General features: G+C 46.7%; 16 protein-coding genes. 6 read left to right on the top strand and 10 right to left on the bottom strand.

All coding sequences use genetic code 11. From position 1 onward, the window contains the following. Window positions 1-53 precede the first annotated feature (53 nt). Window positions 54-374, bottom strand: coding sequence for a DOPA 4,5-dioxygenase family protein (locus R8N49_RS01590; protein WP_005375836.1), 321 nt, complete (start codon window positions 372-374; stop codon window positions 54-56). 396 nt (window positions 375-770) lie between these two features. Next, entirely contained in the window at window positions 771-965 is a 195-nt protein-coding gene (locus tag R8N49_RS01585; RefSeq protein WP_127891143.1) for a hypothetical protein, read from the bottom strand. 65 nt (window positions 966-1030) lie between these two features. Here R8N49_RS01585 and pdhA point away from each other — a divergent pair, with 65 nt between their 5' ends. Genes pdhA through R8N49_RS01570 form a run of 3 tightly spaced genes read left to right on the top strand, consistent with a single transcriptional unit; the run spans window position 1031 to window position 4246 of the window. Then, the gene (gene pdhA, locus R8N49_RS01580) at window positions 1031-2125 is read left to right on the top strand and encodes a pyruvate dehydrogenase (acetyl-transferring) E1 component subunit alpha (protein ID WP_025998586.1); all 1095 of its coding nucleotides are present in this window, start codon (window positions 1031-1033) and stop codon (window positions 2123-2125) included. Beyond that, complete coding sequence (locus tag R8N49_RS01575; RefSeq protein ID WP_017634235.1) at window positions 2118-3101, top strand: alpha-ketoacid dehydrogenase subunit beta; 984 nt, start codon at window positions 2118-2120, stop codon at window positions 3099-3101. Before pdhA ends, R8N49_RS01575 begins: the two co-directional genes overlap by 8 nt. Next, the gene (locus R8N49_RS01570; RefSeq protein ID WP_085568971.1) at window positions 3098-4246 is read left to right on the top strand and encodes a dihydrolipoamide acetyltransferase family protein; all 1149 of its coding nucleotides are present in this window, start codon (window positions 3098-3100) and stop codon (window positions 4244-4246) included. The genes R8N49_RS01575 and R8N49_RS01570 overlap by 4 nt, the downstream gene beginning before the upstream one ends. 67 nt (window positions 4247-4313) lie before the next feature. Here R8N49_RS01570 and R8N49_RS01565 read toward each other — a convergent pair whose 3' ends face one another. Next, entirely contained in the window at window positions 4314-5279 is a 966-nt protein-coding gene (locus R8N49_RS01565) for an electron transfer flavoprotein subunit alpha/FixB family protein (RefSeq protein WP_005375829.1), read from the bottom strand. Between the two features lie 137 nt (window positions 5280-5416). Between R8N49_RS01565 and R8N49_RS01560 the strand changes: the two genes are divergently transcribed. Next, on the top strand, window positions 5417-7078 hold the full coding sequence (locus R8N49_RS01560; RefSeq protein ID WP_258490102.1) for an electron transfer flavoprotein-ubiquinone oxidoreductase: 1662 nt from the start codon (window positions 5417-5419) through the stop codon (window positions 7076-7078). A gap of 59 nt (window positions 7079-7137) precedes the next feature. Here R8N49_RS01560 and R8N49_RS01555 read toward each other — a convergent pair whose 3' ends face one another. Further along, entirely contained in the window at window positions 7138-8022 is an 885-nt protein-coding gene (locus R8N49_RS01555) for a LysR family transcriptional regulator (RefSeq protein WP_042521059.1), read from the bottom strand. Between the two features lie 117 nt (window positions 8023-8139). Between R8N49_RS01555 and R8N49_RS01550 the strand changes: the two genes are divergently transcribed. Next, entirely contained in the window at window positions 8140-8811 is a 672-nt protein-coding gene (locus tag R8N49_RS01550) for a type 1 glutamine amidotransferase domain-containing protein (RefSeq protein ID WP_025767679.1), read from the top strand. A gap of 84 nt (window positions 8812-8895) precedes the next feature. Here the strand turns inward: R8N49_RS01550 and R8N49_RS01545 are convergent, their stop codons facing one another. Beyond that, a complete protein-coding gene (locus R8N49_RS01545) occupies window positions 8896-9543 on the bottom strand; it encodes a glutathione S-transferase family protein (protein WP_213961485.1) in 648 nt (215 codons plus the stop codon). Window positions 9544-9661: 118 nt separating this feature from the next. On the opposite strand from R8N49_RS01545, the gene R8N49_RS01540 reads away from it, so the two are divergent. Next, window positions 9662-10492: a LysR family transcriptional regulator gene (locus R8N49_RS01540; RefSeq protein ID WP_132936387.1), complete on the top strand. Its 831-nt coding sequence runs from the start codon at window positions 9662-9664 to the stop codon at window positions 10490-10492. Window positions 10493-10501: 9 nt separating this feature from the next. Here the strand turns inward: R8N49_RS01540 and R8N49_RS01535 are convergent, their stop codons facing one another. The 5 genes from R8N49_RS01535 to artP all read right to left on the bottom strand — a co-directional run bounded on the left by R8N49_RS01535 (window position 10502) and on the right by artP (window position 14129). Continuing rightward, a complete protein-coding gene (locus tag R8N49_RS01535; RefSeq protein ID WP_132936386.1) occupies window positions 10502-11074 on the bottom strand; it encodes a protocatechuate 3,4-dioxygenase in 573 nt (190 codons plus the stop codon). A gap of 138 nt (window positions 11075-11212) precedes the next feature. Further along, window positions 11213-11881, bottom strand: a complete 669-nt coding sequence (gene artM / locus R8N49_RS01530; protein WP_033906962.1) for an arginine ABC transporter permease ArtM — start codon at window positions 11879-11881, stop codon at window positions 11213-11215. After that, window positions 11878-12567: an arginine ABC transporter permease ArtQ gene (gene artQ, locus R8N49_RS01525; protein ID WP_005388570.1), complete on the bottom strand. Its 690-nt coding sequence runs from the start codon at window positions 12565-12567 to the stop codon at window positions 11878-11880. The genes artM and artQ overlap by 4 nt, the downstream gene beginning before the upstream one ends. Window position 12568: 1 nt before the next feature. Beyond that, entirely contained in the window at window positions 12569-13312 is a 744-nt protein-coding gene (locus tag R8N49_RS01520) for an arginine ABC transporter substrate-binding protein (RefSeq protein WP_132936385.1), read from the bottom strand. An 88-nt stretch (window positions 13313-13400) separates the two neighbouring features. Beyond that, the gene (gene artP / locus R8N49_RS01515; protein WP_104970792.1) at window positions 13401-14129 is read right to left on the bottom strand and encodes an arginine ABC transporter ATP-binding protein ArtP; all 729 of its coding nucleotides are present in this window, start codon (window positions 14127-14129) and stop codon (window positions 13401-13403) included. Window positions 14130-14261 lie beyond the last annotated feature (132 nt).

The raw sequence follows: 14261 nt of genomic DNA, 5'->3' as shown, positions 1-14261 counted from the left end.
CCGCAATGAGAAGAGAAGGATTCAAAGCGGCCATGCATGGGCAAGAGGAGCAACTATTTCTCTAATTTTTCTTCAAATACACCAATCTCTCTGCCCAACCAAATCGCGCGTTCTGTGTGATCGAGCAACTCTTCTTCGCTTACTGGGTGAATGAGCACAGAAAAATCGCCTCGAATCGTATCAAGCCACGCCAAGAACTCTTCACTCAATGATTCTAGGTGAATTTCAAACATCGGCATTTTGTGTGGGCCAACTAACCTTCCAACTAATGGAAACACACGCAGCACATCTTGACGCTCTTGACGGATGATCTCGTTCAAGGCTTGCGCTTTATCTTGTTCTCTTAGGGGAAAATAAACATGAGCGTGGTACATAACTTCTCCATAATCACTTCCGCTTGAGCACCACCTACTTTGGATAAGCTCAAGGACTGCCGAGGGTATACATTTGTAATGCCGTCACCCTACCTTGATTCCACTCAGTTGGGAAGAAGTTATGCATTCTCATAAGGTCGAGGCTTCGAGCACAACAAAAATTTGCAATTCATCATATAGCAACTGTTTGAGTTGATTCATTAATAATGACTCACTTTGTCAAATTTTACAGCCAAATTTTGTTGCAAATATGTTTCATTAACCAGTAATTAAATTCGAGTTTAAAAATACCACCAACAAAATAGCAGCATATTACTCTGCAAAATCAGGGTGTAAGCAAAACTTTACTACTGAGCGAAAGTCAAAATGAAGCATAATTTAACAATTTGTTTACACTTATTGTATCTGGCTATACCACGATTTAGTTAGAGGGTTAGATACAGAAAAGCCTTTCTCTGTATCTTGCGGTGAAATGGTCGCAGCGATGTTATCGACAAATAGTTTAAGGGACGAACAGATGCCTACCGCTATCGAAAGCACACGCAACCTTAGGTATGGCCTTTGCGCTGATATCAGAGTTTGAGTACCCATACAAACTCTGGTTTTGTATGAACAGCTGCAGTCCAAAAGATCCGCAGCGTCAAAAGGAGCTTGAGATGAACGTTCAGGCATTACCCATGCATCGGTTTATCGACCATCGTGGGGACCTAGTCGGCCAACTACCCAACTGGGCTGACACTGAAACATTGGTCGGGTTTTACCGAGATATGGTATTAACTCGCACTTACGACAACAAAGCAGTTGCCTTGCAACGCACCGGTAAGCTAGGGACCTATCCCTCACACTTAGGCGCGGAAGCCATAGGCATTGCGGTCGGCAGAGCACTTAAAGCCGATGATGTGTTTGTCCCTTACTACCGCGATATGCCTGCGATGTGGTGTCGTGGCATTGGCATGGAAAAGAACCTTCAATACTGGGGTGGCGATGAGCGCGGGAGTGATTTTGCTCCTGAGGGCAGTCCGGTTCCTAGCCGAGACCTTCCCTACTGTGTACCCATAGCGACGCAATGTACGCATGCTGTCGGGGTGGCTTCCGCGCTAAAAATTCAAGGTAACCATGAAGCTGCGCTAGTCATGTGCGGCGATGGTGGTACATCCAAAGGGGACTTTCTTGAGTCAATAAACTGCGCAGGTACTTGGAATATTCCACTTGTTTTCGTCGTAAACAATAACCAGTGGGCAATTTCAGTGCCGCGTAGTCTCCAATGTGCCGCCGATTTCTTATCAGAAAAAGCGCAAGGTGCAGGTATACCGGGTATTACTGTCGATGGTAACGATGTCGTCGCCGTTTATGATGCAACTAAAACCGCCCTTGAGAGAGCAAGAAAAGGGAAAGGCGCAACACTCATCGAAGCGGTGAGTTACCGACTGAGTGACCACACTACGGCCGATGATGCGACTCGTTATCGTAAAGAAGATGATGTTCAAACTGCATGGCAATACGAACCTATCGCACGCCTTAAAACGTATCTCCTTAATCAAGGCGCTTGGAGCGACGAACAAGAACAGCAATGGCTAGATTACTGTAAAGAGCAAGTAGAGTTAGCTGTTGAACGCTATCTGAGCTTACCGCCACAAGCACCAGAAACCGGTTTCGATTACTTGTATGAATCGCTACCTCAAGAGCTTCATGCACAAAGAGATGAACTCATCAACAAGGCAATGAGAATGCAGGGAGGCAGACATGGCTGAGCTAACGTTGGTTGAAGCAGTAAACCTTGCCCTGCACCACGAAATGCAACAAGACCCCAATGTTGTCGTACTAGGTGAAGACGTGGGCGATAATGGTGGTGTATTTCGTGCCACTGTTGGACTCAAGCAAGAGTTTGGTCTTAAACGAGTCATCGATACGCCACTCGCTGAAGCCTTAATCGGCGGGGTTGCGGTCGGTATGGCAACGCAAGGATTACGACCTGTCGCCGAATTTCAGTTTCAAGGTTTCGTTTTTCCTGCGATGGAGCACTTAATGTGCCACGCGGCTCGAATGCGTAACAGAACTCGCGGTCGGCTCACTTGTCCCGCGGTTTTTCGTGCGCCATTTGGCGGCGGTATCCACGCTCCGGAACACCACTCAGAAAGCGTGGAAGCGCTATTTGCTCACACTGCTGGATTTAAAGTGGTGATTCCTTCTTCTCCACAACGCGCATACGGCTTACTTCTCGCTGCAATTAGAAGCAATGATCCCGTCATGTTCTTCGAACCGAAGCGCATATATCGCACCGTTAAATCTGAAGTCGTTGATAACGGCGAAGCACTCCCACTCGACACCTGCTTCACCTTGCGTAAGGGGCGAGATATCACGCTCGTTACTTGGGGCGCATGCGTCGTAGAGTCACTTCAGGCCGCGCAAACCTTGTCTAGTCAGGGAATTGAAGTCGAGGTGATTGATTTGGCGAGTATTAAGCCAATTGATACCGCGACGATTTTCAGCTCACTAGAAAAAACTGGACGTTTACTCGTTGTTCATGAAGCGAGTAAAACTTGTGGTGTGGGCTCTGAGCTATTAGCTCGAACCGCTGAACATGCCATGTGCTTACTTAAAGCCCCACCTAAACGAGTAACTGGAATGGACACCATTATGCCTTATTACCGTAACGAAGATTATTTCATGGTTCAGGAAGAAGACATTGTGACCGCGGCGCGCGAACTCGTGGAGGATTGGAAATGAAGACGTTTAATTTACCCGATCTCGGTGAAGGTCTCGCTGAGTCAGAAATTGTCAAATGGCACGTTAATGTCGGAGACATGGTTAAATTAGATCAAGTGATCTTAACCGTAGAGACAGCAAAAGCGACGGTAGACGTCCCTGCCCCCTATTCGGGCCGTGTGGTCAGCCGTCATGGTGAGGAAGGTGAAATCGTCAATATTGGTGCATTACTGCTAGAGATTGATGAAACAGGTGCCGGGAGAGAAGTAATGGCAGAGAAAAAAGCCACTGCTGACGCCGCAACCGTCGTCGGTAGCGTTTCTCACCAAGCGCATCATGTTAACGTTGATGATTTCTGGATTGGTGGCAACCACAACACGACAGAAAGCAACCTCGTTACCGCCCTGCCTTCGGCTCGCTTGTTGGCACAAAAACTTGGGGTAGATCTTAACCTCGTGTCAGGTAGTGGCCCGAACGGACTTATCGTTGATGCCGATATTTACGACGAAGCCGGAAAACAGCGTCCAGGCACCGAAGTTTTGAAAGGCGCTCGACGTACCATGGTGTCGTCTATGACCGAATCGCATGAACATGTTGCAGCCGTAACCATTACGGAAGAAGCGTTGTTGGAAGATTGGCTGCCAAACGAAGATATCAGTATCCGCCTTGTTCAAGCTATTGTTCATGCGTGTCAAGAAGAGCCTGCTTTAAACGCTTGGTTTGATGCCGAAACCATGACACGCTGCGTACACACAACGGTCAATGTAGGAATTGCAGTAGATAGCCGTCATGGATTGTACGTACCAGTTTTGCGCCACGCAGATGAATATGAGCCACAAGATATTCGTCGTTGGCTCGATCAAACCGTTGAAGGGATCAGAGAGAGAAAAATCGGTCGTGAGCAATTGCAGCACGCGACGATTACGCTTTCCAACTTCGGCGCGATTGCCGGTATTTACGCAACACCTGTCGTCACACCGCCACAAGTCGCTATTGTCGGCGCGGGCCGAATACTCGACCGAGTTGTGATAAGAAATGGTCAAGCAATTTCGGTGAAAGCAATGCCGCTATCCGTAACGTTTGATCATCGCGCTTGTACTGGTGGTGAAGCTGCAAGGTTTACGAAAGTACTTGCAGAGCACCTGCAACGTCCGAGCGAAAAGTAACTTATTAAAATCAAATGATAAAGGCTTCCAATTTGGAAGCCTTTTGTTTTAGGGAACAAGACTATATCTACAGCTTCTCTAACAGCTCAGGCATTACCACAAACAAATCGCCGACCAATCCATAATCTGCAATGTCAAAAATAGGCGCATCAGGATCGCTATTAATTGCAACAATCACCTTGGAATCTTTCATTCCCGCCAAATGCTGGATCGCTCCAGAAATTCCGACGGCAATGTATAACTCCGGTGCAACAATTTTGCCGGTTTGCCCGACTTGATGGTCATTAGACACATAGCCCGCATCGACCGCCGCTCGTGACGCCCCTACCGCTCCACCTAGCTTGTCCGCCAATTGTTCTACTAAAACAAACTTCTCTTTACTCCCGAATGCACGCCCCCCCGACACCACTACTCTAGCCGCTGGCAATTCTGGTCGCTCACTTTCTGGCGTTTGTTGCGAAACAAACTCACTAAGTTTATTGATAATCACCGTGTCGACTTGAGTAAGCTTAGGGACAACTGGCGTGTCAGATAGCTCTGCGGCATCAAAAGCCGTACTTCTTATGGTCATCACTTTATAGGGATCATTCGACGTGACTCTCGCCAATGCATTTCCAGCATAAATTGGACGAATCACCGTATCGATAGACTCGATTGTCATCACGTCAGAAAGTTGACCAACATTAAGCAACGCCGCCACACGAGGCATCACATTCTTACCAAATGTACTGGCAGGAGAAAGAATATGTGAGTAGTTTTTGGCTACTTGTGAGATCAAAGGTGCGATATTTTCCGCTAATCCATGTTCATATCCCTTCGCATCAACCCAGATAATTTCTGCAACACCCTGAACACAATTCAACTCATCCAAAACTGATTGGCACTGATATCCAATAAGCAACACAGAAACAGGAAGCGATTTATCATCATCCTTAATCTCAAATGCCGCTTTAATTGCACACAGCGTCCCTACAGCCAACGATTGGTTGTCATGCTCTGCGAGCACAAGTGTTGCTAATGGTCGGTCTTCCATGGTCATGCCTCATATAACACGTCAGATCCATTACTTGAGCTTAGTCCGCTTCACGTTAACGTCAACTGAGCTATAGTTTTCTGTATAGAAACCAAAACCTGTCACGCAGATGACGATAATAGAAAGGAAGCATAAAGATGGAACGAGAATGCATGGAGTTTGATGTCGTGATCGTGGGGGCCGGACCTGCAGGCTTAAGCGCCGCTTGTCGGCTAGCTCAACTCAACCAAGACAGTGAAGGTGACGCACTTTCAATTTGCGTTGTAGAAAAAGGCTCAGAAGTGGGCGCACATATTTTATCTGGCGCTGTTTTTGAAACTAGTGCCTTAGATGAGCTTTTCCCCAATTGGAAAGAAATGGACGCCCCGCTAGCAGCCTCAGTTCAACGAGATGATTTCCTTTATCTTACTACTGAACAAAACCATATTCGCGTTCCCCACTTCCTTACACCGCGTCCAATGATAAATGGCGAGAATAATTACGTAATTAGCCTTGCCAACCTTTGCCGTTGGCTCGCTAACCAAGCAGAAAATCTTGGGGTGGAAGTTTTTCCGGGCTTTGCCGCTGCAAGCATCAATTATGATCAGACTGGCGCCGTGACAGGCATTAACACGAGCGATATGGGACTAGATAAGAACGGCCAGGCCAAACCTAACTTTGAACCAGGTATCGAGCTAAGGGCAAAATACACCCTTTTTGCTGAAGGTTGTCGCGGACATCTGGGTAAAGAACTTATTCAAAGGTTCGACCTAGACGCAGGAAAGCAACCACAGCACTACGCGCTTGGCCTAAAAGAGATATGGGAGTTACCCACTGACAGTAAGGATGTATCTGGCAGTGTTATCCACTCCGCTGGCTGGCCCTTGAGTGAAACAAATACCACAGGCGGCGGTTTTCTCTATCACATGGAGAACAACCAAATCGCCGTCGGGCTTATTGTCGACTTGAATTACAGCAATCCTTACTTGAGTCCGTTTGACGAATTTCAACGCTTTAAGCACCATCCTGCTATTGAACCACATTTGAAAGGTGCTCAGCGCATCGCTTACGGCGCAAGAGCCATTGCGAAAGGTGGGCTTTCCTCTCTGCCGAGACAGCAATTCCCTGGCGGTTTATTGATTGGTTGTGATGCGGGGACTTTGAACGTCGCAAAAATTAAAGGCAGCCACACAGCAATGAAGTCCGGAATCATTGCAGCAGAAGCGGTACATACGGCCCGACAAACTGGAGCTTCTGAGCCAGACTACCAGTCGTTGTTTGAATCATCATGGTTGTATGACGAACTCGCCGAAACGCGTAACTTTGGCGCGAACATTCATAAGTTTGGCAGCATACTTGGCGGTGCTCTTTCGACTTTTGAACACAACCTGTGGCAACCACTGGTTAAGAAGCCGTTACCTTGGTCTATCAAGGACTATTCGCACGATCATGAGCAGTTAAAACCTAAACAAGAGTGCCACCCAATTGCATACCCAAAACCAGATGGTGAAATCAGTTTTGATAAGCCTTCGTCGGTATTTTTGTCGGGAACACAGCACGAAGAGAATCAACCTTGTCACCTTGTTCTGACTTACCCTCACATTCCAATTGATGTGAATTTAGGTATGTATGACGAGCCGAGCCAGCGCTATTGCCCTGCAGGGGTTTACGAAGTGGTGGAAGTTGAGAGTAAGTTGAAGTTTCAGATAAATGCCGCCAACTGCGTGCATTGCAAAACCTGTGACATCAAAGATCCTTCGCAAAACATCACGTGGAAAGCACCAGAAGGTGGCGGCGGACCAAGCTATCAAAACATGTAGATACGTTAGTATGTTGACGATCTAACAAATGGATAAACAAACCGATTGGCAGAGCCTCATTACTCCTGCCAATCGACAAAATGATCAAGCAAGAAGTCGATAGCCAATCGCGCTCGTAGTGGTAGAAAGTGACGATTCTGATAAACAATCCAGCTGCTGTTGCCGCTTCCCCAATACGGCTCTAGTATTGGCACCAAACGACCAGACGAAATAGCATCGTTGAAACTACTCTTCGGTAAGTACGCCACACCTAATCCTTCTGCACAGGCTTGCAAGACCGTGTGTGCGTTATTGCTCTTCCATCTGCCCTGCACTTTTACGCCATCTAAAGGCTTGCCGTCTTTTTCAAACAACCAAACGTCCTTATTGGCAATAATGCAGCTATGACGCTTGAGTTGCTCTGGGTGCGTTGGTAAACCATGTTCATCGAGATAACGCTGACTGGCTGCCGCTGCCATGGGACGATCCACCAGCTTTCTCGCAACCAAGCCTGAATCACTCAACCTGCCGTAACGAATGGCAAAATCGAAACCATCTTCAATAAAGTTGACCATGCTGGTGTTGAAGTTAATTTCAACCGTGAGATTAGGATGTTGCTTGGCAAACGCCATCAAGGCAGGCGCTACATGGTTCTCAGAAAACGCACCAGCGGCACTCACGCGTAACGTACCACTCAACTGAGTTTGCTGCGTGGTGAGCTGTTCATTGGCTTGCTGAAGCCCAATCACCAACTCTTTACACTGCTGATAATACGCTTGCCCCGCTTCCGTTAGACTCACCATTCTTGTCGAACGGGCTAACAAAGCGACACCTAATCGCTCTTCTAATCTTGTGACTTGGCGACTGACATGACTGGTACTGCAACCTAACTGTTTTGCCGCTGCAGAAAACCCTAAGCTCTCAGCAACCGTAACAAACTCATTGATGCCTTCAAAACTGTCCATACTTACCTTTGCTATATAGCAATAATGTTTTGCCAATTAATCGTATTATCACTTATTTGTTTAGCAATTAGTATGAAGGTGTTCAACAAATACACGTAAGCCAAAAAGGAAACCATCATGAAGAAAGTACTCATCATTGTGACGAACCATGCGACTCTTGGTGAAACTGACCAAGCAAACGGAACTTACGCGCCAGAGCTCACTCATGCCCTTAGCGAGCTACTAGGTGCAGGCTTCGATTACGACATTGCCTCTATCAAAGGTGGACAAGCACCACTGTACGGAACCGACATCGAAGGCGACGCAGCCAACGAGAAAATTTTGGCGGATGATGATTTCCAGAACCGCATCAACAACACGATTCCAGTATCACAAATCAACGGTGACAACTATGATGCGATCTTCTATCCGGGTGGCTTTGGTCTTCTTTCAGACCTAGCGAGCAACGAAGATTTTGCCAAGATTTCCGCAAAACACTATGAAGATGGCGGTATTGTGGCAGCAGTTTGTCATGGTCCGGGCGCTCTTCTTCCTATCACGCTTAGCAATGGCGAGAAGCTACTTGCGTCTAAATCAGTGACAGGTTTCACTCGCGAAGAAGAGATCGACTTCGGCACCATCAACGATATCCCATTCCTATTGGAAGAATCTCTTGCACGCAGCGCAGCGCGCTACTCTAAAGTGCAACCTTGGCAAGAGTTTGTAATTGTGGATGATCGTGTCATCACAGGTCAAAACCCAACGAGCGCACACGGCGTAGGCAGAGCGATTGTTGAACACCTAGCTTAAACGCGCCGGAAACGACAACCATCCTAGAAGAGGAAAGCGTGCTTTGTCATGCTTTCCCTTGCTACAGGCGATCGCAAGATGCGCTTATACTTCTTCCCCTGCCTCGTCCTCTTCTACGATATCTGTTTCTTGGCTCGCCTCTTCCAGCCATTGCTGTAAAGATTCACTTGCTAGCACCTTCTGTTGGTAAGCTTTGGCACCCTCCGATAACTCGATGCCATAAGTTTGGAAACGCAATGCCACAGGTGCATACATAGCATCTGCAATCGACCATTCTCCAAATAACCAGCCGTTGGGATACAGCTTGGCTTGCTCAGCCCAAATGGCATCAATACGCGCAATATCCTTACGCGCACCCTCCGTTAAATCGACTTTTCTGCGCGCACGGATGTTCATTGGGAGCTCGTTTCTTAAATCAAAGAACCCCGAATGCATTTCTGAGGCAATGGCGCGGGCTTTAGCTCGTTCTGCAGAGTTGCTTGGCCATGCTTGGCCTTGTAAGTATTGCTCGTTAACATATTCCAAAATCGCTAATGAATCCCACACGGTTGCGTCACCATCCACCAAGGTAGGTACTTTCGCCGTTGGTGTAACATCTTCCAAGGTCTTATAAAAATCTTCCGTGAATAATTTGAGCTTGGTGACTTTCACATCCAGTTTGAATTGAGAAAAGATCAGCCATGCGCGCAGTGACCAGCTTGAGTAGTTTTGGTTAGCAATAAACAGTTTCATGACGCCTCCATGCGGTTCGTGTTTTGAGTACCCATTCACAATATCTGATTGTATTTAAGGGGACTAACGGATAGTTTTGATGGAACACTTCAACAAAAACGATGGATGAGTTTTAGATATGGATATCGATGCGTTACGCAGCTTTCTGGCTTTTGTCGAAACGGGAAGTTTCACTCGTGCAGCCAAGCAGATCAATCGCACCCAATCCGCGTTCAGTGCGCAAATGCGTAAGCTAGAAGACGAACTCAGCGTCAGTTTGTTTGAAAAAGAAGGTCGCAATCTTGTCTTAAGTGAAGCGGGATTAGCACTACGCTCTCACGCAGAGCAATTGGTTAGCTTGCACAATCAAGCACTGAAACAAGTGAAACGTTATGAAAATAAGCGTCCTCTTCGCTTAGGTTGCCCAGAAGACTACAACGACAATATCTTGCCTAAAGTCATCCGCGTATTACAGCAATCTGAGCCCACATGTTCGATTCAGGTCTTTAGTGAGCCGAGCATCACCTTGAGAGAAAAACTTGATGAAGGAAAGCTAGACGCCGCTATTGTGACAAGAGCACCGGACAGTGAGGAAGGTTACTGGCTAGCAAGCGACAAAGGCGTGTGGATTGCTCATCCTGATTTTGACATTGAGAACGCCCAACCTCTCCCTCTCGCCCTATTCCAAACCGACTGTAAATACCATGCGGCAGCAGTAGACGGATTAACCAAACGTGGCACTCCTTATCAACTACTGGCATGTTGCAATACGGCTTCTGCACAACGAGCAATTGTACGTTCAGGCATGGCTATCGGTGCGATGGGCAGTATTAGCGTTAGCGAGGATCTTAAGATCTTAGACGATATGCCATCGCTACCTTCCGTGGATATCGTTTTGGTCACGGGCGTCGAGCCTCATCCGACACTGGATAAAGAATGCTTGGCGCAATTGGTTGAATTAATGGCTTAACCGGATTAGCTAGCCAATCACAAAGTTAAATTGGCCCGTTAACCGCCCGTCGATTCGTATAGTTTCAAACTGCAGATAATCACGGGCTTTGCCTCCCCACCATTCATCGCCAGTATTGCCTTTCAAGTACAACTGAGTGGTCAGAAGTTCTTGATTATCTCGCAACAACTTAACGTGAATGTGCGGTGGGCGAGAAGCATAAGGTACAGGGTACAAGGTCTGAAACAAGTAGTGACCATCCGATTGAGTTAAAACTGCACCAAAGCCAGCAAAGTGCGCATCAAACTTATCGTTATTTGGTTGCTTAGGATGATCGTAAATCCCCTGCCCATCGCATTGCCAGATTTCTACTTTGATGCCTGAGACAGGGTTTCCCGATGTATCTACGACTTTACCTTGCAACACGATAGCTTCACCGACCAAACCTTCTGATTGCAGAATCAAGTTTTGACGAAGAGGAATGTCCACTACTGGATAAAATGGCCCTTCAGTTTGTGCTGGCGTTGGCCGCATTGGTGTTTTCGCTTTTAATGAGGGTGCGAACAACAATGTCCACAGCGCTAAAAAGTGTCTTCTTTCCATGGTGCCACCAATACAATTGCGTTGAATTAAGTTTGGGAGAACTTGAGGAATTTGCCATGACGAATATAAAAAATGCCCCTGCAAGAGAGCCATTCGCAGAGGCACTGTGGAACTAAATGATGAGTGTTGATTGAAGGATTATGCGGCTTCGAACGCCAATGCTTTCTTCTCTACCTGACGGAAAATGAGAGTTAGCACACCATTTACCGTTAAATAAAATGCGCCTGCAATACCAAATACCGTCAACGTATCGTAGGTTTGTGCGTTAATGCGCTGCGCGTAACCCATCAGATCCATGATCGTAATCGTGCTTGCTAGTGACGTGCCTTTGAAGACCAAAATCACTTCGTTCGAGTAAGCCGGAACAGCACGGCGAATAGCGTATGGCAGAAGCACTTTCAGTGTTGCGGTTTTGTTCATGCCTAATGCACGACACGCTTGCCATTGACCGGAAGGAATCGCGTTAAACGCTCCTTTGAACAACTGAGTGCTGTATGCAGCGGTATTTAGTGCTAGTGCTAACATCGCACAGAACCAAGGTTGGCTTAACCATGTCCAAAATACACTTTCTCTTACAGCATCAAACTGACCCGGACCGTAGTACACCAAGAAGATCTGCACCAATAAAGGCGTACCAGTAAACAAGGTGATGATGCCACGACTTAACCAATGCAAACCCGGAGTACGTAGGATCAGAGTCAGCGTCATCATCAAAGCTAAGAGGCAGCCCACAACCAAGGAAGCAGCGGTCAATTGGAGGCTAGTGCCTAAGCCATCCAGCATTTGCCAAACGTGTTGTTCGTTCATGCGGTCGCCTCCTGTCCCATGCTCATACCTTGAATTGAGAATTTCTTATCAATCAGTTTTACGGCACGTTGCGTAATCAAAGTAATGCCTAAGTAAATCGCCGCAGCGGTTGCGTACCATGTAAACGCTTCATGCGTCGCTGCAGATGTTAGCTGCGCTTGCTTCAACAAATCCGTTACGCCAATCAGTGATACAAGCGCGGTGTCTTTCAGCAGAACCAACCATTGGTTAGTTAAACCTGGTAGTGCATGTCTTACTGCTTGTGGTAAAACAATGCGAACGAAAGCGTGTGCTTGACTGATGCCGAGTGCACTTGCTGCTTCTCTCTGCCCTCTTCCAACGGCTTTTAATGCGCCACGTAGAGTTTGAGAAGCGTAGGAAGCGAAGATCAATGACAACGCCACCACGCCAGACAAGAACGGGCTAACTTCAATAAAGTCGCCGGTGATTAAAAACAGAACCTGCGTCGAACCAAAATAGATGAACAACACGACAAGGATTTCTGGCAAGCCACGTACAATCGTCACAAACGCCGTCATTGGCCATTTAACGAAAACGCGGCGAGACATTTCACCACTGGCGAATACCACTGCCAGAATCAAACCGACTAAAAGGCTTGTGAAGGCTAGCTGGACAGTCATCCAACTAGCTTGAACAAGCGATAAAGAGTAACCCGTTAGTGCCATATTACTTACCGAAGTACTTGTTGTAGATTACGTCGTATTCGCCGTTCGCTTTCACTGTTTTCAGTGCCGTGTTCAGCTTGTTCACTAGCTCGTCGTTACCTTTGTTTACTGCGATACCGAAACCGTTACCGAAGTATTTAGGGTTAGTAACGTGCTCGCCCACGTACGCTAGGTTATCTTCTTTCTTGAACCATTCTGCTACGACAGCTGTGTCACCGAATACAGAATCAATACGGCCATTCTTCATATCGATGAATGCGTCTTGGTAACTTGAGTAAGGAACCGCTGTTACGCCCGGCATTTGTTCAATCAGGTAGCTTTGGTGTGTTGAACCGTTTTGAACACCAACACGCTTACCTTCTAGTGCTTTTTGAACAGCCACTTTTTCTTTGATAGAAACAAACGCTGCTGAGTTGTCGTAGTAAGGGTCAGAAAAGTTCACTTGCTCCAAACGCGCGTCAGTAATATCCATTGCAGAGATAGCCGCATCGTAACGCTTGAATTTTAATGCAGGGATCAGGCTGTCAAAAGATTGGTTGTGGAAGGTACATTTGGCTTCCATTTCTTTACATAGTGCGTTCGCCAGATCCACGTCAAAACCTTGGATTTGGTTGTTTTCATCCATGTATTCGAATGGTGCGTACGTCGCTTCCATCGCGAATTTGATCTCTTCTTGTGCTGCTGCGTTTGCTGCCATAGTTGCAGAAGAAAGGCCGATTAGTGAAGCTAGTAGAATCTTTTTCATTGCAATACTCCGTGTGTACTTAGTGGGCTGACACTCGCAATGACAGCCGATCTTATCTGTTAAATAGACTGAACTTTAAAAACGTAATTTAGTGATTTAGGTAGTCAGCAAACTGGGCGGTTTGCGGATTAGAAAACGAATCATTTGTGCCGTGCTCGACGATGTGTCCTTTTTCTAGATACAGTACGTGGCTAGCGATTTTCTTAGCAAAATCGACCTCATGCGTTACTACGACTTGGGTGATGCCAGTTTCGCTTAAATCTTTAATAATCTTAACGACTTGGTTAGTAATTTCCGGATCAAGCGCTGCGGTCGGTTCATCAAAAAGCAAGACTTCCGGTTTCATCATCAATGCACGAGCAATCGCCACACGTTGTTGCTGACCACCAGAAAGCTGCATCGGCCATGCATCCGCTTTGTCTGCCAAATGCAGCGTTGCGAGAATTTGCATTGCTTGGTTCTTCGCTTCTTCTTTATCCATGCCAGATACTTTTACCGGAGCCTCAATCAGGTTCTCCATCACTGTCATGTGCGGCCATAAGTTGTACTGCTGGAACACCATGCCTACTTTACGACGAAGTGCTAAACCTTGTTTCTCTTTGATTTCAGTAGAGAAATCAAAAACATCATTTGCGATGTTTAGCTTGCCGTTATCCGCCCCTTCAAGAAGGTTAAGAACACGCAGTAGAGAGCTCTTACCTGCGCCACTTGGACCAAGTAACACCAGTGTTTCCCCGCTTTCACACTTAAAGCTGACATCGTGAAGCACTTGTGTCTCACCGTAGGATTTATTGATTCCGCTTACCTGAATAGTCATGCTGACATACCGCATTAATTGTCACTTGGTATTTATATTACTCAACTGGACTTTTTATGCAATAAAAATGTATAAAAATTTAATTTGTTAATTTTTTGTATGATCAGCTACCACCAAGACAGAGTATCTGAC

It is taken from the genome of Vibrio sp. 1978 (assembly GCF_033344345.1).
The sequence above is the reverse complement of the archived record's forward strand: the minus strand, read 5'-3'. Positions and strand labels throughout refer to the sequence as shown.

Excerpts from the sequence above, each read along its gene's own strand:
- R8N49_RS01590 (WP_005375836.1), bottom strand. The coding sequence starts at position 374 with ATGTACCACGCTCATGTTTATTTTCCCCTAAGAGAACAAGATAAAGCG.
- R8N49_RS01585 (WP_127891143.1), bottom strand. The coding sequence starts at position 965 with ATGGGTACTCAAACTCTGATATCAGCGCAAAGGCCATACCTAAGGTTG.
- pdhA (WP_025998586.1), top strand. The coding sequence starts at position 1,031 with ATGAACGTTCAGGCATTACCCATGCATCGGTTTATCGACCATCGTGGG.
- R8N49_RS01575 (WP_017634235.1), top strand. The coding sequence starts at position 2,118 with ATGGCTGAGCTAACGTTGGTTGAAGCAGTAAACCTTGCCCTGCACCAC.
- R8N49_RS01570 (WP_085568971.1), top strand. The coding sequence starts at position 3,098 with ATGAAGACGTTTAATTTACCCGATCTCGGTGAAGGTCTCGCTGAGTCA.
- R8N49_RS01565 (WP_005375829.1), bottom strand. The coding sequence starts at position 5,279 with ATGGAAGACCGACCATTAGCAACACTTGTGCTCGCAGAGCATGACAAC.
- R8N49_RS01560 (WP_258490102.1), top strand. The coding sequence starts at position 5,417 with ATGGAACGAGAATGCATGGAGTTTGATGTCGTGATCGTGGGGGCCGGA.
- R8N49_RS01555 (WP_042521059.1), bottom strand. The coding sequence starts at position 8,022 with ATGGACAGTTTTGAAGGCATCAATGAGTTTGTTACGGTTGCTGAGAGC.
- R8N49_RS01550 (WP_025767679.1), top strand. The coding sequence starts at position 8,140 with ATGAAGAAAGTACTCATCATTGTGACGAACCATGCGACTCTTGGTGAA.
- R8N49_RS01545 (WP_213961485.1), bottom strand. The coding sequence starts at position 9,543 with ATGAAACTGTTTATTGCTAACCAAAACTACTCAAGCTGGTCACTGCGC.
- R8N49_RS01540 (WP_132936387.1), top strand. The coding sequence starts at position 9,662 with ATGGATATCGATGCGTTACGCAGCTTTCTGGCTTTTGTCGAAACGGGA.
- R8N49_RS01535 (WP_132936386.1), bottom strand. The coding sequence starts at position 11,074 with ATGGAAAGAAGACACTTTTTAGCGCTGTGGACATTGTTGTTCGCACCC.
- artM (WP_033906962.1), bottom strand. The coding sequence starts at position 11,881 with ATGAACGAACAACACGTTTGGCAAATGCTGGATGGCTTAGGCACTAGC.
- artQ (WP_005388570.1), bottom strand. The coding sequence starts at position 12,567 with ATGGCACTAACGGGTTACTCTTTATCGCTTGTTCAAGCTAGTTGGATG.
- R8N49_RS01520 (WP_132936385.1), bottom strand. The coding sequence starts at position 13,312 with ATGAAAAAGATTCTACTAGCTTCACTAATCGGCCTTTCTTCTGCAACT.
- artP (WP_104970792.1), bottom strand. The coding sequence starts at position 14,129 with ATGACTATTCAGGTAAGCGGAATCAATAAATCCTACGGTGAGACACAA.